Annotated in this window: 18 protein-coding genes and 1 riboswitch; of the genes, 11 read left to right on the top strand and 7 right to left on the bottom strand. The window is 65.3% G+C overall.

The window, feature by feature from the left end; translation table 11 throughout:
* Nucleotides 1-73: 73 nt before the first annotated feature.
* From EJV47_RS19960 to EJV47_RS19930, 7 genes are all read right to left on the bottom strand, one after another.
* Nucleotides 74-1,162 (bottom strand): porin family protein, encoded by a 1,089-nt coding sequence (locus EJV47_RS19960; RefSeq protein WP_126694971.1) that lies wholly within the window; start codon nucleotides 1,160-1,162, stop codon nucleotides 74-76.
* Nucleotides 1,163-1,305: 143 nt separating this feature from the next.
* Nucleotides 1,306-1,677, bottom strand: coding sequence for a DMT family protein (locus EJV47_RS19955; protein ID WP_126694970.1), 372 nt, complete (start codon nucleotides 1,675-1,677; stop codon nucleotides 1,306-1,308).
* Between the two features lie 55 nt (nucleotides 1,678-1,732).
* Entirely contained in the window at nucleotides 1,733-2,935 is a 1,203-nt protein-coding gene (locus EJV47_RS19950; protein WP_126694969.1) for an outer membrane beta-barrel protein, read from the bottom strand.
* Nucleotides 2,936-2,979: 44 nt separating this feature from the next.
* Entirely contained in the window at nucleotides 2,980-3,963 is a 984-nt protein-coding gene (locus tag EJV47_RS19945; protein WP_126694968.1) for a zinc dependent phospholipase C family protein, read from the bottom strand.
* Nucleotides 3,964-4,057: 94 nt separating this feature from the next.
* On the bottom strand, nucleotides 4,058-4,648 hold the full coding sequence (def, locus tag EJV47_RS19940) for a peptide deformylase (protein WP_126694967.1): 591 nt from the start codon (nucleotides 4,646-4,648) through the stop codon (nucleotides 4,058-4,060).
* Nucleotides 4,645-5,064, bottom strand: coding sequence for a Holliday junction resolvase RuvX (ruvX, locus tag EJV47_RS19935; RefSeq protein WP_126694966.1), 420 nt, complete (start codon nucleotides 5,062-5,064; stop codon nucleotides 4,645-4,647). Before ruvX ends, def begins: the two co-directional genes overlap by 4 nt.
* 156 nt (nucleotides 5,065-5,220) lie before the next feature.
* Nucleotides 5,221-5,952: a hypothetical protein gene (locus tag EJV47_RS19930; RefSeq protein WP_126694965.1), complete on the bottom strand. Its 732-nt coding sequence runs from the start codon at nucleotides 5,950-5,952 to the stop codon at nucleotides 5,221-5,223.
* 114 nt (nucleotides 5,953-6,066) lie between these two features.
* Between EJV47_RS19930 and EJV47_RS19925 the strand changes: the two genes are divergently transcribed.
* The 11 genes from EJV47_RS19925 (at nucleotide 6,067) to EJV47_RS28730 (ending at nucleotide 17,306) form a co-directional block, all read left to right on the top strand.
* Complete coding sequence (locus EJV47_RS19925; RefSeq protein ID WP_126694964.1) at nucleotides 6,067-6,384, top strand: hypothetical protein; 318 nt, start codon at nucleotides 6,067-6,069, stop codon at nucleotides 6,382-6,384.
* A gap of 126 nt (nucleotides 6,385-6,510) precedes the next feature.
* A riboswitch (SAM riboswitch) is annotated at nucleotides 6,511-6,632 on the top strand.
* 357 nt (nucleotides 6,633-6,989) lie between these two features.
* The gene (locus EJV47_RS19920; protein WP_126694963.1) at nucleotides 6,990-7,976 is read left to right on the top strand and encodes an ATP-grasp domain-containing protein; all 987 of its coding nucleotides are present in this window, start codon (nucleotides 6,990-6,992) and stop codon (nucleotides 7,974-7,976) included.
* A 49-nt stretch (nucleotides 7,977-8,025) separates the two neighbouring features.
* Nucleotides 8,026-9,051 carry an LLM class flavin-dependent oxidoreductase gene (locus EJV47_RS19915; protein WP_126694962.1) on the top strand — a complete coding sequence of 342 codons (1,026 nt, stop codon included), beginning with the start codon at nucleotides 8,026-8,028 and terminating at the stop codon, nucleotides 9,049-9,051.
* A gap of 84 nt (nucleotides 9,052-9,135) precedes the next feature.
* A complete protein-coding gene (locus tag EJV47_RS19910; RefSeq protein WP_126694961.1) occupies nucleotides 9,136-10,275 on the top strand; it encodes a TlpA disulfide reductase family protein in 1,140 nt (379 codons plus the stop codon).
* Between the two features lie 233 nt (nucleotides 10,276-10,508).
* On the top strand, nucleotides 10,509-11,696 hold the full coding sequence (locus EJV47_RS19905; protein WP_126694960.1) for a cysteine desulfurase family protein: 1,188 nt from the start codon (nucleotides 10,509-10,511) through the stop codon (nucleotides 11,694-11,696).
* 52 nt (nucleotides 11,697-11,748) lie between these two features.
* Nucleotides 11,749-12,468 carry a bacillithiol biosynthesis deacetylase BshB1 gene (bshB1, locus tag EJV47_RS19900; protein ID WP_126694959.1) on the top strand — a complete coding sequence of 240 codons (720 nt, stop codon included), beginning with the start codon at nucleotides 11,749-11,751 and terminating at the stop codon, nucleotides 12,466-12,468.
* 417 nt (nucleotides 12,469-12,885) lie between these two features.
* Nucleotides 12,886-14,592, top strand: a complete 1,707-nt coding sequence (locus EJV47_RS19895) for a S41 family peptidase (protein ID WP_126694958.1) — start codon at nucleotides 12,886-12,888, stop codon at nucleotides 14,590-14,592.
* A 124-nt stretch (nucleotides 14,593-14,716) separates the two neighbouring features.
* A complete protein-coding gene (locus EJV47_RS19890) occupies nucleotides 14,717-15,919 on the top strand; it encodes a homogentisate 1,2-dioxygenase (protein ID WP_126694957.1) in 1,203 nt (400 codons plus the stop codon).
* 153 nt (nucleotides 15,920-16,072) lie between these two features.
* On the top strand, nucleotides 16,073-16,612 hold the full coding sequence (locus EJV47_RS19885; RefSeq protein WP_126694956.1) for a hypothetical protein: 540 nt from the start codon (nucleotides 16,073-16,075) through the stop codon (nucleotides 16,610-16,612).
* A gap of 167 nt (nucleotides 16,613-16,779) precedes the next feature.
* Complete coding sequence (locus EJV47_RS28735) at nucleotides 16,780-16,944, top strand: hypothetical protein (RefSeq protein WP_243651233.1); 165 nt, start codon at nucleotides 16,780-16,782, stop codon at nucleotides 16,942-16,944.
* Nucleotides 16,945-16,994: 50 nt separating this feature from the next.
* Nucleotides 16,995-17,306: a hypothetical protein gene (locus tag EJV47_RS28730; protein WP_243651232.1), complete on the top strand. Its 312-nt coding sequence runs from the start codon at nucleotides 16,995-16,997 to the stop codon at nucleotides 17,304-17,306.
* Nucleotides 17,307-17,340 lie beyond the last annotated feature (34 nt).

Genomic DNA, 17,340 nt, shown 5'->3' with positions numbered 1-17,340 from the left:
GGTGAAGTGGTTGGGTGGGAAGGTAAGCAAAGCGCGCAACTAGCACCTGTCAGGTGCGCAAGGCGGCTAGAAATTACCACATATAAGACAGGGACAAATCCGATTGCAGCAGGCGGAAGGCGGTTTTCTCCCGCGGGCTGCCGATGCTCACGCGTTGGGTGTGCAGGGCTACGCCCAGCTTGCCAATGGGCGTCCGCACATCGACGCCCCCGCCCCCGCGCACCATGAATTGCACGCGGTCCATTCCCAAATCGTAGGCGTCGGCCTTGTCGTAAGACACATCGGGCGTTTCGGTGTACCAGGCCCGGTAGTTCAGCACCACGTTCAGGCCCCCACCGGCCTCCACGAAGGGGCGCACCAGCCGCCCCTCCCGGCCCACCTGCCAGCGCAGCATCAGGGGCACTTGCAGGTAGCTGGCCTTTAAATCGGCGCTGCGCGTGAAGTAGTTGACGGACGCCCGCGGCAAGTCGTGCACCTGCACGTAGGAGTGTGCCTGGCTGTAGGCGCCCTCCACCACGGCCCGGAAGCTCCCGCCGATGGGCAGGGTGAGCTGGACGGCACCCGTAAAGTTGGTGTTGGCATCCGGCTTCTGGTAGCCGAAAGCGTGGCCATTGTCTTCGTACCAGAGCTGGCTGCGCTGCAGCCCCGCGCGCACGCCTATTTCGGGGCGGGGCGGCCGGGCGCCGGGGTAGCGGTGGGCTTTCCCGGCCACGGTAGAGCAGCGGTTGTAGGCATCGACAAGCTGGGCCAGCGGTTGGCGCGCGTACTGCAGGCGCTGCTTGCCACCGTTGACGGCGAGCGTGGGGCAGCCCGCCATTACGCTCTGCAGCACGGGCAGGAACTGGGTGCGGCGTAGCGGCAGTACCTCGCCCCCGTTTTGCTGCAGAAAGAAATCCACGTCGGCGCGCGGCGAGTAGCCGTAATACAGGTTCAGGGGGCCATCGGCCACCACTTCCAGCAGGCGCAGACTGTCGCCGCTGACCGGGCGCGTGCGCAACACCTGCCGGCCATCGGCCGTGCCTACGGCCTGTAGCTCGCGCGTGTGCAGCACTTCGGTGGCGCCATCCGGCGTCGCGCGGAAACGCACGAAGCCCCAGCGGTGCGTGCCCCGGTACGTGTCGACGTAGCCGCGGATGGTGTCGGTGGGGGCGGCGCTGCGCACCACGTAGCCAGGTTGGAAAAGGACGCTTTGCGCGCTACCGACGGCCGGCAACGCCAGCGCGGATAGAAGAAGAAACGAACAACGCACGTTGAACTTGTAAAAAGAGTATTTCTACGAAAATACGGTTGGACAATTCTCCTGCCTTACCACTTGCGGAAGATGACGTACACGGCCGCCACCAGCAGCCCAAAGCCCACGAGGTGGTTCCAGCGCAGCGTGTCGGACTTGAACACGAACACGGCGCACAGGGTAAACACCGTCAGCGTAATGACTTCCTGAATGACCTTGAGCTGAAACAGGCTGAAGGGCCCGCCATTCTCCTCGAAGCCCAGGCGGTTGGCCGGCACCTGAAAGGCGTACTCAAACAGGGCCAGCCCCCAGCTCAGCAGCACCACGCCCACCAGCCCGGTTTTGGCAAACCACGGCAGCTTCTTGAAGTACAGGTGCCCGTACCAGGCGAAGGTCATGAACAGGTTGGAAACGGAGAGCAGGGCAATGGTCAGGAAGCCTTTCATTGGAGCAGGGGTGGTAAAAGCAGCAGTAGCCTGTCACTACCCAGAAACGGCCGGGTTAGTGGTAGTAGGTCAGGCCAAGGGTAAGCTGGCGGAAGTCGGTAAGAAAGAGGCGGCCCCGCACCGGAAAGCCGTTGGTCGACTCGCCCCGCAGGCCGATGCCCAGCCGGGCCTTGCCGCAGGGCAGCAGCAGGCCCGCTTCGCCGTGCAGGCCCCGGCCCAGCCCATCAATGGATTCGGCAGTCGATACGTCATCCTGCGGGGTGTTCGGGTCGGGGTGGCTGATCTGTGTCTTCAGCTCCGAGGCCAGCAGGTAACTCATCTGGATGCCGGCCTGGAAATACGGGCGCCAGAGGGCCTCGGGCCGCCGGGCGGTGATGCGCAGTGCCAGGGGCCAGCGTACCACCGAGCCTTTGGTCTGGTAGCGGTAGGTGCGGAGGTAGCTGGAGCCGGGTATCAGCTCGCTAAAGGAGTTATCGGAGCGGTAGCCGTTGTAAGTAAAGCCCGTGAAGACGGCAAAGTGGTTGTTGAGCGGCAGCGTCGCGAGCAGGCCAAACGTGGGCGTAAGAGTTCCGGGAAGGGCCTTGCCGCCGGCCCTGTACGGACGGTAGAAAAACACCCGGGCCAGCCCCGCCTGCACGCCCAGGCGTACGCGGTCCTTGCTGCGCGACACCGGCTGATTTTGCATCGTGGCCTGCGGGTACACGCAACGGTTGTAGTAGGCTACGTACTGGCGCAGCTCCGAGGCGGCGTACACGTAGCGGCGGGAGCCGCTCAGGCTCGGGCAATCGGCAAAAGCGGTTTCCAGCACCTGCATGAACTGCTCCCGCTTTAGGGGCATGGGCTGCCGGCCCGGCTTGTCGAGGTAGAACGGGGCGGGCAGCTGGCCGGTGGGGTCCGAGTAGAGGCTGGCCGGGCCGGCCACCAGCACCTGCAGCATGGCCGGCACGTTGGCTTCGCCCTTGGGCACCTGGCAGCGCCGGTACTGCAGGCCGGTTGCGTCGCCGGCGGCCAGCAGCTCGTCGAGCCCGTAAGTGCGGGGAGCCTGCTGGGCCGTGCGAAACAACACCTGGGGCTGGACGCGGCCGGCACGGTACAAATCGACTTCGCCCCGCAGCGTATCGGCCGGGGTGGCGGCCAGCACCACGTAGCCGGCGCGGAAGGCGCCTTTTTGCCCCCAGGCCAGCGGCGTCAGTCCCAGAAATAGCGCGGCGCCGACCGCGGCCCGGATGACGTTGCCCGGAGCGGAAAGTAATGACATAGCAAACACTGGTGACAGGGAAATGAGCGGTTAGAAGCGCAAAGCTAGTCCACGTGGCCGTGCGTTTCCACGGCCGGCGCCGCTTTTTCCTCCTTGTCCTGCAGGGCGAGCTGGCGTATTTGAGCTTCCGTCAGCTTGGGCAGGTTGTTGAGGTCGGGCTGGCCGGCATCCACCCAGCAGGTGTACCAGAAGGCGCCCACCAGGCGCGTGGCCAGGCGCATCTGCCGCTCTACCTGCCCGCCCAGCTTCTGGTGGTACTCGCGGCTAAACTCCTGCGAGTACACCCGCATGGTGCTGCGGCCCCGGTCCTCGAAGGAGTACTTCTGGTCCTCCGGCATCTTCTGCGACACTTCCCGCTCGAAGCGCAGCACCGAGTCGACGGCGGCGCTGCTGCGGGTGACGGTGGCCCAGATGGCGTCGGTGGGGCTGACGAGGTAGGGCGCCGGTCCGGTGAAGAAGTCGTAATTGGCCGCCAGCAGCTCCGGCAGGCGGGATTCCCACAGGCCGTGGATGCCCTTCTGATTGGTCAGCTGCCCGTTGTAGTTGTGGGTGGTGTGCAGGGGCACGCAGGCATCGGCCACGTAGTGCCCCAAATCGGCCGAGAGGCTGATAATGCGGTCGGCGTCGCGGCTGCGGAAGGCCTCGGTGAGCTGGTTTTTCATGCGCACCACGTGCCAGGGCACGATGCCGTGGCGCTGCAGCGAGTCCTCGCCGAAGCGGGCCACGGCGTCGGCGTAGTTGCGGGGCAGCTTGTAGGCGGCCGAGTCGCCGTACACGTCCAGGTCGATGAAGTGGCGCGGGGCCTCGCCGGGCACCACGTTGCGGCGCGAGTCGGGGCGGGTGGCCTGCACCGTGAGGTACTCGATGCGGCTTTTGTAGAAGCCCACCATTTCGGGCGGCAGGGTGAAGACGGCCAGCCGGTTGATGCTGCGGTGCCCGTAGAAGCCCCAGGCGCGGGAATCGGGGCGGGGCGGCGCCAGCCACAGCACGGCGGCGAGCAAACCAGCAAAGACGGGGCGGCGGAGCATAGGGAAACGATGGGGCAGATTGGCCTACCCAAAGAAAGCAAAAACGCCCGGCTCGGCCGGGCGTTCGGAAAAGAAAATCAGCGGAAAGTACAGCTTAGCGGCCGCGCTGCCCGGCAAAGCGCATGCGGTAGTCGGCCTTGGCGTCGCCCTTGGCAATGCGGGTGAGCTTGTTCTTGATAATCTGCTTTTTAAAGGACGAAATCTTATCGGTAAACAGCACGCCCTCCAGGTGGTCGTACTCGTGCTGAATCACGCGGGCCGTCATGCCCGAGAAGCCTTCCTCGTGCAGCTGCCGGTTTTCGTCCTCGTAGCGGATGACAATGTCGGGTTTGCGGAACACCCGCTCCCGGATGCCGGGAATGCTCAGGCAGCCTTCCTCGAAGCCCCATTCCTCGCCGGTTTCGTCCAGGATGACGGGGTTGATGAAGGCGCGCTTGACGCCCACTTCGGCCGGGGCGTCGTCGCCATCCTCATCGTCGTCCACCATCGGGGCCGAGTCGATAACGAACAGGCGGACGCTCTTACCGATTTGGGGAGCGGCCAGGCCCACGCCGTTGGCGTAGTACATGGTTTCGTACATGTCGGCGATGAGCTTTTGCAGCTCATCGGCCGGGAAATCGGCCGGGATGTCCTTGGCGCGGGCTTTCAGCACCGGGTCACCGTAGGCCACGATGGGGTAAATCATAACGGACGGGAGTCGAGAAAAGATTGCAGAATGATGGTGGCGCTGACGCGGTCCACCAGGGCTTTGTCGCGGCGGGCTTTCTGGCCCAGGCCGCCGTCGCGCAGGGCCTGGTGGGCCATGCGCGAAGTAAACCGCTCGTCAACCTCGTGCACGGGCACCTCGGGCAGCTCGCGGCGCAGCTTGCGTACCACGCCCACCACGGCCGAAGTCACGTCGGTGGCCTCGTTCAGGAGCGTGCGGGGCATCCCGACGATGATGCCGGCCAGCCCGCCTTCCTGCTGGTGGTACTTCTTCACGAAGTCGAACAGATCCTTGCTGTGAATCGTGTCGAGCGGGGTGGCAATGAGCTGCAGCGGGTCCGTCACGGCCAGGCCCACGCGCTTGTTACCGTAGTCGATGGCGAGCAGGCGGGGCATAAGGGCTGGACAATGAGCGGCGAAACAACCCGCACCAACGCGGTGCGGGCCCGCAAAGATACGCGACCCGGGCGGGAGAGCAGAAAACCAGCGGCATAAGCCGGGCGCGACTACCAGCAGCCCCGCCGCAAGCGGCAACTCGCGGGCCGGGCGCGCTTACTCATCCGCGGCCGGCGGCACCACGTACTGCCCGCAGCCCTCCGGGCCGACGACCAGCAGCATGACCTTGACGATGATTTCCCGGATGTAGTCCTGGTTGCTGAGCTGCGCGGTGCTGTAAAACGTTTCCAGCTGCGGCCGCTGCGCCGCCAGGCTTTTCCGGATGCTGCCTTCTACCAGCACGTCCTGCTCGCGGAGGGGGCGTTGGCTGATGGCCAGCTGCTTATCTGCAGCCGCCAGCTGCTGGCAGACTGCGCGGGCCACGGGCTGCAGCACCCGCCGCTCGGCGGCGCCAATGTCCAGGAGGCGGCCGGCCAGCACCTGCTTTATCTGCTGCGTCTGGGCCAGCTGCGAGAATAGCCCGACCGAAGCGGCGCAGTTGCGCCACAGCGCGGCCTGGGCGTCTTTGGCTACTCGTTGCACTGCGGCATCGGGGCTGATGCCGGCTTTATCGGCGGCATTTAGCTGCTGCTGGTAAGCGGTGCTGTGGCTGCTCACGGCCCGGGCGTACAGCTGCTGCGCATATTGAGTGGCTTCCGCCGGCGTCATGTTTCTGGCCGGGCCCGATTTAGGGTCGGCCAGCTGGGCGCACATGGTTTGCACCAGCCGGCGCACTAGGTGGGTGTGGCCCGGTACCGTATCGGCCGGTAGGGCACGCAGGGAAGTCCCGTTCACGGTCAGCGGCAGCGCGCACCCCAATACCAGGCTCAGCAACAAGATGGGTTTCATGCCCGAAAAGTAGGAAGTCGGCCGCGGCTAGGTAGTTGGTTTCGGCTGGCCGTAGCCATAATTTTCCGCTGCCTGTTTAGCTTAGGCCCGTTACAAGAGCTAGGCCGTTTATCCATGCTGAAGTCGCAACGCAAGCTGCTGCAAGCCATTCTGGGCGGCGCCGCCCTCTTCCTTGTACTGGACCAGTTATTATTCGCCGCTCCCCGCATCCAGAGCACGTCGTGGGAGTTTGACCGCGGCGTGTACCTGGGCGACTTTATGCCCTGCCGCAACTGCCGCGTGGACGGCCGCCGCGTGGTGCTGGCCGATAAGAGCAGCTGCTACGCCGTGCTGGTGCTGCCGACGCAGATGCTGCTGTATGACGCCCAGGGCCAGCGGTTTGCCCTTTACAGCGAATTCGAGGGCTCCGACCGGTGGAATTCCATTTTCTAGGGCATACTGACAAGGCCGATAAACCCGGCCGGGCACCGCGCGCCGGCAGCCGCGGCCCGGAAGTTTGGCTTTCTTAAGCGCGCGGTTGTACCTTTGCCCTACCAATTCTTTCCGACTAAAGGATTGTTTTTATACAGAGGCGTGGAGAGACAGGCTCTGCGAAGCGCCGGCAACCATCCGCGGGAGGCTTTCTCCCGGGAACGGTGCCAACCGAAGGTCAGCACAGCTAAGTCCTGACCATATAAAAACAAGCATGGCTGCCACCAACCGCTTCGCCGCTTTCTCCTCCGCTTCTCAGGCTCCGCAGGCCCAGTGCTGTTGTTGCGCTGCCTGTTGGGCTTCGGTTGCCGCGGCTTGTTGTTGTTGAGCTAGCTACCCTCTTCTCCTTCTTGGTTTCCGCCGCTGACCCGGAGCCGCGCCTAGCGCCTGCTCTGTCGTCGGCCGCGCCGCTGCTGCGGCTTCCTTGGCTGCAGCGCCCCGCCGTGGCCTAGCTGCGGCCTTTGCCGGCGCGGCCCGCCGCCCCCCCCCGTTTTCCGACTTTTCTCCGCCCTGGCCGCCCGTGCGCGGCGCTGTGGCCTTTTCATTTCGTCAAGCTGTTTCCCGACATGGCTCAGTACCCCAAGCCCATTGGCATTTATTACGAGCACCCCGAGTGGTTTAAGCCCCTTTTCGCCGAGCTGGACCGCCGCGGCCTGCCCTACGAAAAAATCGACGCCGCCCACCACCTCTTCGACCCGTCCGAACAGGAAAGCCGCTACGGGCTGGTGATTAACCGCATGAGCTCCTCGGCCTACCTGCGCGGGCACGGGCAGGGCATTTTCCACACCGCCGGCTTTCTGACGCACCTGGAGCGCCTGGGCGTGCGCGTCATCAACGGCACGGTGGCCTCGGGCATCGAAACCAACAAGGCCCGGCAGCTCGACCTGCTGGCCGGCCTGGGCCTGAAATTCCCCAAGTCGCGGGTGGTCAACCACGTCTCGCGCATTCCCGACGCGGCCCGGGAGCTGCAGTTTCCGCTGGTGGTGAAGGTCAACATCGGCGGCAGCGGCGCCGGCATCGTGCGCTTCGATACGCCCGAGGGCCTGCAGGCGGCCGTGGAGGCGGGCCAAATTGACCTGGGCATCGACCAGACGGCCCTGGTGCAGGAGTTTGTGCAGCCCCGCGGCGGCCACATCACCCGGGTGGAAACGCTCAACGGCAAGTTTCTGTACGCCATGAAGGTGTATACCACCGGCACCAGCTTCAACCTCTGCCCGGCCGAAATCTGCCAGATTCCCGACGAGCCGGCCACCGAAGGCGAGTTCTGCCTGACGGAAGCGCCGAAAAAGGGCATCCAGGTGGAATCCACCACCCCGCCGGCCGAGGTTATCGAAGCCGTGGAGCGCCTGGTGGCCGCCGCCAAAATCGACGTGGGCGGCATCGAGTACCTGGTGGACGACCGCAGCGGCGAGGTGCTGTTCTACGATATCAACGCCCTGTCCAACTTCGTGGCCGACGCCGTCAACGTGGTCGGCTTCGACCCCTACGCCCGCTTCGTCGACTACCTCGAGCAGGAGCTGGCCGCCGCCACCGCCGAAGCCCTGGCTCAGTAGCACGCATTAACACATCAGCACATTCCATCACATCAGCACATTAAAAAAGATGCGCTACGGATATTGGATGCCCGTTTTTGGCGGGTGGCTGCGCAACGTCGAGGACGAGAACATGCGCGCCGACTGGGACTACGTGAAGACGCTGGCCCAGCGCAGCGAGGAGCTGGGCTACGACCTTTCGCTCATTGCCGAGCTGAACCTGAACGACATCAAGGGCGAGGAAGCGCCCAGCCTGGATGCCTGGAGCACGGCCGCCGCCCTGGCCGCCGTCACAAAGAAAATCGAGCTGATGGTGGCCGTGCGGCCCACCTTCCACTCGCCGGCTTTGCTCGCGAAGCAGGCCGCCAACATCGACCACATCAGCGGCGGCCGGCTCAGCCTGAACGTGGTGTCGTCGTGGTGGCAGGACGAGGCCAAGAAGTACGGCGTGCACTTCGAGCAGCACGACGACCGGTACGCCCGCACCGCCGAGTGGCTGCACGTGGTGGATAACCTGTGGAAACAGGACCACTTCACTTTCAAAGGCAAGTACTACGAGGTGACGGACTCCATCCTGCAGCCCAAGCCCGTGTCGCGCCCGCGGCCCTTCCTGTACGCCGGGGGCGAATCGGAAGCGGCCAAAAACCTCATTGCGGCCCAGTGCGACGGCTACGTGATGCACGGCGACGAGCCGGCCGCCATCGGCCGCCGCATCCAGGACCTGCAGGAGCGCCGCGACCGGCTAGGTTTGCCGCCGATGAAGTTCGGGGTGGCCGCCTACAGCGTGGTGCGCGACTCGGAAGCTGAGGTCAAGAAGGAACTGGCGCGCATTACCAACGTGCAGGGCTCGGCCGCCGGCTACAAAAACTACCAGCAGTGGCTGGCCGGCACCCAGCTCGAAAAGCAGGTGTCCTTGCAGGATTACTCGGTGTCGAACCGCGGGCTGCGCTCGGGCCTGACGGGCACCCCGCAGCAGGTAGCCGACCGCATCGGCGAGTTTGAGGCCGTGGGCGTGGACCTTTTCCTGCTGCAGTGCAGCCCGCAGCTGGAAGAAATGGAGCGTTTCTCCGAGGCCGTTATCCAGGTATTGGCTTAGGCTGACCATCTTACGGTCGGGTGCCCGCCGCGCCGGTGGGCACCCGCACCGCTTCCCGTTTCTCACGCCAACCCTTCCGCGCTTATGAAATTCCTCCTCCAGGGCAGCGCCCTGCTGCTTACCCTGCTGGCCGCCCAGACGCCGCCGAGCGAAACCTACGTGCTCAAAGGCAAGCTCAGCCCCAAAGCCGACGTGACCAAGGCCTACCTGAGCTACTCCCTGAACAAGCAGCGCACCGTCGACTCGGTAACCGTGCAGAACGGGGCCTTCGAGTTCAAAGGCGCCCCCGCCGAGCCCCTGCTGGCCCGCCTCACCTTCGCCCACAAGGGCACAACCTACGCCAAGTCGCAGGACGTGACGGAGGTGTACCTGGAGAAGGGCACCATCCTCGTCAGCGGCGCCGACTCGGCCCGCCGCGCCAAGGTGACGGGCACCCCGCTCAACGCCGAAGCCGCCAAGCTCGACGCCCAGCTCAAGCCGCTCAGCACCAAGTACGAGGCCTACGTGAAGGAATTCCGCGCCCTGCCCAAGGAAAAGCAGAGCGACGCGGCCACCATCCAGGCCCTCGAAGCCAAGCTCGACCCGCTCGACGAGCAGGAAAAGCAGGTGTACGCGGCCTACGTGAAGGCCAACCCCGGCAGCCGGTTCAGTTTGTTTGCCCTGCCCAAGGCCATCGGCTACGTGCCCAAGGCCGACGAGTTTGCCGCCCTCTACGGCGGCCTCACGCCCGCCCTGCGCGCTACCCCGCAGGGTGTACGGCTGGCTGAGCAGCTGAAAAAGGTGCAGAAAACCGCCATCGGGGCCGTGGCGCCCGACTTCACCCAGAACGACCCCGACGGCAAGCCCGTCAGCCTAAGCAGCCTGCGCGGCAAGTACGTGCTCATCGACTTCTGGGCTTCCTGGTGCGGCCCCTGCCGCCGCGAAAACCCCAACGTGGTGAAGGCCTACAACGCCTACAAGGACCAGGGCTTCACCGTGCTCGGCGTTTCGCTCGACAAGCCCACCGGCCGCGACGCCTGGCTGAAAGCCATTCAGAACGACGGCCTGACCTGGCAGCACGTGTCGGATTTGAAGTTCTGGCAGAATGCCGCCGCCCAGGAATACGGCGTGCAGGCCATTCCGCAGAACTTCCTCATCGACCCGCAGGGCAAAATCGTGGCCGCCAACCTCACCGGCGAGGCGCTGCACAGCACCCTCGGCCGCCTGCTGAAAAAGACCAACTAAACCTGACCGTCATCCTGAGCAACGCGAAGGACCTTCCTCGCACCCTGCACCGCCGCTGATGCTAACGTGCAGACGCTAAGCAGCACCAACCGAAAAATAGCTACTGACGCCCTTGCAGTCAGAACGTTGGCGCTAAGACTTGGCCGTCGGTGCAGGGTTCGAGGAAGGTCCTTCGCGTTGCTCAGGATGACGTTCGGGTTTCCTCCTTATTTCACCCCCAACCCCACCTCCGAATGCCATCCACCACCCCGGCGCGGGCTGCGGCCGCCGCTGAGCCGCGCTCCGTGTACTTCGACAACGCCGCTTCCACCCCGCTCGATCCGGCCGTGCTCGATGCCATGCTGCCCTACCTGCGCGAGCATTACGGCAACGCCAGCAGCCAGCACAGCTACGGCCGGCGCCTGCGCGGCGTGGTCGAAACGGCCCGGCGCACCATTGCCGGCCTGCTCAACGCCGCCCCGAACGAAATCTTCTTCACCTCGGGCGGCACCGAGTCCGACAACTACGCCGCCATCGGCACCATCCGCACGCTGGGCCTCACGCACGCCATTTCCTCACCCCTTGAGCACCACGCGGTGCTGCACACCCTGCAGGCGCTGGAGCGCGTGGGCGACATCCGCCTGAGCTACGTGCGCCACGACGCCCAGGGCCGCCTCGACCTGAACCACCTCGAAGAGCTGCTGACCACCCACCCGCGCTCCTTCGTGAGTTTGATGCACGCCAACAACGAGCTGGGCAACCTCAACGACGTGGAGGCCATCGGGCGGCTGTGCGTGCGCCACAACGCCATTTTCCACACCGATACGGTGCAGACCATGGGCCACTACCGCCACAACGTGCGCCTGCTGCAAAACCACTTCCTTGTCGGCTCGGCCCACAAGTTCCACGGCCCGAAAGGCACCGGCTTCCTCTACCGCAGCGCGGGCCTGCCGGTGCAGCCCCTGCTGCACGGCGGCTCGCAGGAGCGCCACGTGCGCCCCGGCACCGAAAACATTCCCGGCATCGTGGGCCTGGCCAAGGCGCTGGAAATTGCCTACCAGGGCCTCGACGAGCACCGCCGCTACGTGCAGGGCCTCAAAGACCAGCTCATCCGCCGCCTGCAGGCCGAGGTGGAAGGCGTGCAGTTCAACGGCCTCTCCGCCGAAGCCGAGCAGAGCCTCTACACCATCCTAAGCGTGAGTTTGCCGCCCTCGCCCCGCAACGCCGAGCTGCTTTCCACGCTCGACCTGAACCGCGTGGCCGTGTCGGGTGGCTCGGCCTGTACCAGCGGCGACAAAGCCGGTTCGCACGTGCTCAGCGCCCTCGGTACCGACCCCGACCGCGCCACGCTGCGTCTCTCGCTCAGCCGCTACAACACCGCCGACGAAGTGGAATACGCCGTGGCCCAGATTGCCAACCTTTTCCGCGCCGAGCTTGTCTGACGCCCCCGCTGGTCGGGTGGGGGCGTCGGCGGGGCGGCCCCGCTGCCATGCCATGAAGCTGGATTTGCTGATGATTGCCGCGCACCCCGACGACGCCGAGCTGGGCTGCGCCGGCACCCTGCTCAAATACGCCGCCGCCGGCCGCCGCGTGGGCGTAGTCGACCTCACCCGCGGGGAGCTGGGCACCCGCGGCTCGGCCGAGCTGCGCGACGAGGAAGCCCAGGCGGCCGCTGAGCTGCTGGGCCTCGCGGTGCGCCAGAACCTGCGCATGCGCGACGGATTCTTCGCCAACGACGAAGCGCACCAGCTGCAGGTTATCCGGGTGCTGCGCCACTACCGCCCCGACATCGTCATCACCAACCCCAGCCTCGACCGGCACCCCGACCACGGCCGCGCCGCCGACCTCGTCCACGACGCCGCTTTCCTGGCCGGTCTGCCCAAGATTCAGACCGAGTGGGAGGGTGAGCCGCAGCTGGCCTGGCGCCCGCGGCTGCTGTTGCAGGCCATCCACAACACCTACGTCCGCCCCGATATCCTGGTCGACATCACGCCCTACTGGGAGCAGAAGCTGGCCGCCCTGCGCGCCTTCAAAAGCCAGTTTTATCACCCCGAGTACGACGACCCCACCCACACCTTCATTTCCACCCCCGACTTCTGGCTGACCCTGGAAGCCCGGGCCCGCGAGTACGGCAAGTACATCCACGCCGCCTTCGCCGAAGGCTTCACCTGCCGCCGTCCCCTGGGGCTGGATGATTTGTTTCAGCTGCGCTGAGGGGAAAAGCAGCTGTCATGTCGAGCAACGCGAGACATCTGGGGCAGAAGATCAAAACGGAAAAAGTCAGACCGTCCTGCTGAGCTTACCGAAGCATCTCTACCGCTTCATTGTTCGGTAGAGATGCTTCGGCAAGCTCAGCAGGACGTGCTTTTGATATTCGTCAGATACCAGCGGCTTCGTGACACTTCATCACTGCATTTCATGTGATTGACGCGGACGCGCCACTGCCCGAACTTTGCCAGACTGCTCACCCAGGCAACCAACGCTTTGTTCTAATCGAATATAGCGTTGGCTTTTTATTGGAAAATTGCCAAGCGCCCGGTTTTGCGCCGGTTGGCTTGCCAGACTTGGATTAAATTTGCCTAGTATTCTGAGAATCAGCCGCCCCTTATTGCCCACTTCTCCCCGCTGCTAATGCCCTCTGCCGCCCGCCCCGACGCCCCGCAGCCGGATTCCGCGCCGTCGCGCCCTGTGCGCAAGGTTTGGCAGAAGTGGCAGCGGTGGCGGCAGCCCCTGCTGCTGGGGGCAGCCTTGCTGAGCGGGCTGCTGCTGGGCTCCAACCCCTTCCGGCCCACCGACCAGAACCCCGACGCCACTTCCCGCGGCTACCTGAAGTTCAAGGAAATCCTCAGCTACGTCGACCGCGACTACGTGGACACCGTCGACGCCGAGCAGCTGTCGGACTACGCCATCAAGCGCATGCTGGAAAAGCTGGACCCGCACTCGGTCTACATTCCGGCCAAGGAGCAGCAGCAGGCCGCCGCCTTTCTGCAGAGCGACTACGACGGCATCGGGGTGGAATTCAATATGTTCCGCGACACGGTGACGGTAGTGGCCCCGCTGAGCGGCGGCCCCGCCGAGCAGGCCGGCCTGCAGCCCGGCGACCGGCTGCTGGCCATCGACGGGCAGAGCGTATCGGGCCAGCACCTGACCACCGAGCAGGTGTTTGGGCGCCTGCGCGGGCCGCGGGGCAGCACCGTGCGGCTGCTGCTGCTGCGCCGCGGGCAGGGCCGGGCCATGACCTTCGCCCTCACCCGCAACCGCATTCCGAACGCCTCGGTGGACGTGGCCGCCGTGCTGGCTGACGGGGCCACGGGCTACATCAAAATCAGCCGCTTCGCCGCCGGCACCTACGACGAGTTCAAGGAAGCCCTGGGCCGGCTGCGCCGCGAGGGCATGACCAAGCTGGTGCTCGACTTGCGCGGCAACCCCGGCGGCTACCTCGACCGCGCCACCAAGATTGCCGACGAATTTATCGGCGGCACGCGCAAAATCGTGTACACCGACGGCAAGGGCGACCAGTACGACACCCAGACGTTTTCGCGCGCAGCCGGCGAGTTTGAGGAAGGCCCGTTGGTGGTCATCGTCGACGAAGGCTCGGCCTCGGCCTCCGAGGTGCTGGCCGGCGCCCTGCAGGACCAGGACCGCGCCCTGGTGGTGGGCCGCCGCTCCTTCGGGAAGGGCCTGGTGCAGCAGCCGATTACCTTGAACGACGGCTCGGAGCTGCGCCTCACCATTGCCCGCTACTATACGCCCTCGGGCCGCAGCATCCAGAAGCCCTACCGCGACGGCGTGGCCGCCTACGACCGCGACCTGCAGGAACGCTACGCCCGCGGCGAGGCCTTTCACGCCGACAGTGTGCATTTCGCGCCGGCTTTGCGCTTCCGCACCGCGCACGGCCGCACGGTGTACGGCGGCGGCGGCATCATGCCCGACGTGTTCGTGCCCCGCGACAGTACCACCCAGAACCGCTACCTCTCGCGCCTGCAGGGCACCAGCCTGGTGCGCGAATTCGCCCTGAACCTCTACCAGGAGCACAAGGACGAGCTAACCCAGCTCACCTTCGACCAGTACCAGCGCACGTTCGACGTGAGCGAGGTGCAGCTGCAGGCCCTGGCCGCCCGCGCCGCCCAGGGCGGCCTGCGCGCCGACCCGTATTCGCTGCGCCGCTGCGCGCCCGCCCTGCGCAACCAGCTCAAGGCCCTGGTGGCCCGCAGCGCCTTCGGCAAGGACGCTTACTACGCCGTGCTGCGCGAGCAGGACGGGGAGCTGAAGCAGGCCTTGCAAACCCTGCAGGACGCCAACGCCAAGCTGGCCCTGGGCGAGACGAACGGGCAGTAAAGCCAGTGAGCCAGCTGGGGCCGTCGGAAAGCTACTGCCCTGTCCGGTGCGCCGGGCAGGGCTTTTTCGTACCTTCACCGCCCCCGGCCCCGGGCCGCATTCCCACCCCGTTTCCCGTCTGATTATGCCGTATTACCACCGCCTCGGTCAGATTCCGCGCAAGCGCCACACCCAGTTCCGCCAGCCCGACGGCTCCCTGTACGCCGAGCAGCTGGTGGGTACTTTGGGCTTCCACGGCGTCTCGTCGCTGCTCTACCACAAGAACCCGCCGACGCAGATTAAGCGCGTGGGCACGCCCCAGCCCTACGCGCCCCAGCTGCTGAAGGACCGCCCGCTGCAGCCCACCCACCTGCGCACCCTGCCCCAGACCGTCACTGGCCCCGACTACCTGGCCGCCCGCCAGACCCTGCTGGGCAATGCCGACGTGACGCTGAGCATCTGCAACCCCGAGCCGGGGCGCATGGACTACTACTACAAAAACGCCCTGGCCGACGAGGTCATCTTCGTGCACGAGGGCCGCGGCGAGCTGTGGAGCCAGCTGGGCAAGGTGCAGTTCGAGCCCGGCGACTACGTGGTGATTCCGCGCACCATCATCCACCAGTTTCACTTCGAGGACGGGCCGGTGCGCCTGCTCATCATCGAGTCGTTCAGCCCGGTGGAGACGTGCCGGCGCTACCGCAACCACTTCGGCCAGCTGCTCGAACACTCGCCCTACTGCGAGCGGGACATCCGCCCGCCCGGCGAGCTGGTGACCGAGGACGACGACAAGGAGGAGTACCGCCTGCTGGTGAAGCGCGAAGGCGCCCTGCACGAGCTGATTTACGCCCACACGCCCTTCGACGTGGTGGGCTGGGACGGGTTCTTCTTCCCCTACGCCATCAGCATCCACGACTTCGAGCCCATTACCGGCCGCATTCACCAGCCGCCACCCGTGCACCAGCAGTTCGAGGCCCACAACTTCGTCATCTGCTCCTTCGTGCCCCGCCTGTTCGACTACCACCCGCAGGCCATTCCGGCGCCCTACAACCACTCGAACGTCGACTCCGACGAGGTGCTGTACTACGTAGCCGGCAACTTCATGTCGCGCCGCGGCGTGGATCTGGCGTCGTTTACGCTGCACCCCTCGGGGCTGCCGCACGGCCCGCACCCGGGCACCGTGGAGGCCAGCATCGGCAAGAAGGAGACGCACGAGCTGGCCGTGATGGTGGACACCTTCCGCCCGCTCTACCTCACCGAAACCGCCCTGCAGTACGAGGACACCGGCTACCCCATGAGCTGGAACCCCGACTACCCGCACGCCCCCCGGCCGGCGGATATGATGGATTAAGCAAGGCTTGAAAACCGCTCGAAGCGGTGCGGTACGGGCAATTCTGCCGGCGCCGCACCGCTTCGTTTTTGATAATTATCAAGGGGCCACCGATGAGCCTTGGCTACCTTCGCCCTACCGTATTTAGTCAGCTTTTTCGCCATTCTTCGCCGTATGCGCTCCGCCAAGCTATTCTTCCTGTTGTTGCTGCTGGTAAGCTTCGGCTGCCAGAAAGACAAAGTCAGGCCCGTGGCCACCCTGGAGGTGGTCGACGAATGGACGGCCCTGCTGGACGTCACCGCCGCCCCGGGCGGGTCTTCACCGCTGTTTATGCCCACCAGCCGGATCTGGTCGGCCTGTGCGGATACCTGCCGGCGGAACAAAACCTCGCTGGAGCAGCTGCAGAGCGCCGCGCTGAGCGAGGCCACGCTGACGGTGGATGCCCCGCCCGGCCAGAACTTTGATTTTCTGCGGAGCATGACCTTCTACATCATGTCGAATCAGGGCAACGACCAGATTCCGCTGGCCTCCATCACGGCTGTTCCCCGGGGCGCCACCCGCCTGACGCTCACGCCCACCGACGCGTCCCTGCTGGCTTACCTGCGCAACCGGGAATACTACCTCAAGCCCCAGCTGGAGCTCAGCCAGCCGGGGCAGACGGTGGCCCGGGTGCAGCTACAGCTCCGCTACCGGGTGCAGGCGCGTCAGCTCTGAGGTGCCGCTGGCTCGGGAGGAAAAACGTGTAAGTACAATAATAGCGGCTTGGCTGTACTTAAGTTTCGTGCGGTAGGATTCTGAAACGAATCTGCGCAATAAGGTAGTTTGGGCGAAACCACGGGACTTGCGAATCCCGTAAGTTGCGCCATACACCCTTGCTCCCCATGAAAAAAATCCTGTTTCTGTTTTCGGCCGTGCTACTCCTCGGGCTGGCCGCCTGCGAGAAGGTCGACAAGCTGCTGACCTTCTACGTGGAGGATTCGCAGAACATTCGCATTTCCTCCAACTTCCCCCTGGCATTGCCACCCAGCTGGCCCCCATTGCGGTAACGACCAACTCCTCGCAGACCTTCGCCAACAACGACACCCGCGCCGACCTGGTGAAGGACGTGAAGCTCGACAAGCTCACGCTCAGCATCACCGACCCCTCGTCGCAGAACTTCGACTTCCTGCAGAGCATCGAAATCCGCATCACCACCGACGGCTCCGACGAAATCGTGCTGGCCTCGCTCAGCAGCATTCCGCAGGGGCAGCGCAGCATCACGCTTACGCCCACCACGGCCAAGCTCGACGCCTACCTGAAGGCCGAGCGGTACACGCTCAAGACCCGCGCGACGGTGGGCCGCAACGTGCCCCAGGACGTGACCGTGCGCGCCGATTCGCGCTTCAAAGTCACGGCCGACCCGCTGTAAGGCCCCTTGCACCCTCGACTCCGCCCCCGCGGTG

The sequence above is a fragment of the Hymenobacter gummosus genome (assembly GCF_003970915.1).
Taxonomy (GTDB): domain Bacteria; phylum Bacteroidota; class Bacteroidia; order Cytophagales; family Hymenobacteraceae; genus Solirubrum; species Solirubrum gummosum.
Note: the sequence above shows the minus strand (reverse complement) of the source record. Positions and strands in the feature narration are given on the sequence as shown.

Bases quoted from the DNA above. Each gene is read 5' to 3' on its own strand.
- EJV47_RS19955 (WP_126694970.1), bottom strand. From the start codon at position 1,677: ATGAAAGGCTTCCTGACCATTGCCCTGCTCTCCGTTTCCAACCTGTTC.
- EJV47_RS19950 (WP_126694969.1), bottom strand. From the start codon at position 2,935: ATGTCATTACTTTCCGCTCCGGGCAACGTCATCCGGGCCGCGGTCGGC.
- EJV47_RS19945 (WP_126694968.1), bottom strand. From the start codon at position 3,963: ATGCTCCGCCGCCCCGTCTTTGCTGGTTTGCTCGCCGCCGTGCTGTGG.
- def (WP_126694967.1), bottom strand. From the start codon at position 4,648: ATGATTTACCCCATCGTGGCCTACGGTGACCCGGTGCTGAAAGCCCGC.
- ruvX (WP_126694966.1), bottom strand. From the start codon at position 5,064: ATGCCCCGCCTGCTCGCCATCGACTACGGTAACAAGCGCGTGGGCCTG.
- EJV47_RS19930 (WP_126694965.1), bottom strand. From the start codon at position 5,952: ATGAAACCCATCTTGTTGCTGAGCCTGGTATTGGGGTGCGCGCTGCCG.
- EJV47_RS19925 (WP_126694964.1), top strand. From the start codon at position 6,067: ATGCTGAAGTCGCAACGCAAGCTGCTGCAAGCCATTCTGGGCGGCGCC.
- EJV47_RS19920 (WP_126694963.1), top strand. From the start codon at position 6,990: ATGGCTCAGTACCCCAAGCCCATTGGCATTTATTACGAGCACCCCGAG.
- EJV47_RS19915 (WP_126694962.1), top strand. From the start codon at position 8,026: ATGCGCTACGGATATTGGATGCCCGTTTTTGGCGGGTGGCTGCGCAAC.
- EJV47_RS19910 (WP_126694961.1), top strand. From the start codon at position 9,136: ATGAAATTCCTCCTCCAGGGCAGCGCCCTGCTGCTTACCCTGCTGGCC.
- EJV47_RS19905 (WP_126694960.1), top strand. From the start codon at position 10,509: ATGCCATCCACCACCCCGGCGCGGGCTGCGGCCGCCGCTGAGCCGCGC.
- bshB1 (WP_126694959.1), top strand. From the start codon at position 11,749: ATGAAGCTGGATTTGCTGATGATTGCCGCGCACCCCGACGACGCCGAG.
- EJV47_RS19895 (WP_126694958.1), top strand. From the start codon at position 12,886: ATGCCCTCTGCCGCCCGCCCCGACGCCCCGCAGCCGGATTCCGCGCCG.
- EJV47_RS19890 (WP_126694957.1), top strand. From the start codon at position 14,717: ATGCCGTATTACCACCGCCTCGGTCAGATTCCGCGCAAGCGCCACACC.
- EJV47_RS19885 (WP_126694956.1), top strand. From the start codon at position 16,073: ATGCGCTCCGCCAAGCTATTCTTCCTGTTGTTGCTGCTGGTAAGCTTC.
- EJV47_RS28735 (WP_243651233.1), top strand. From the start codon at position 16,780: ATGAAAAAAATCCTGTTTCTGTTTTCGGCCGTGCTACTCCTCGGGCTG.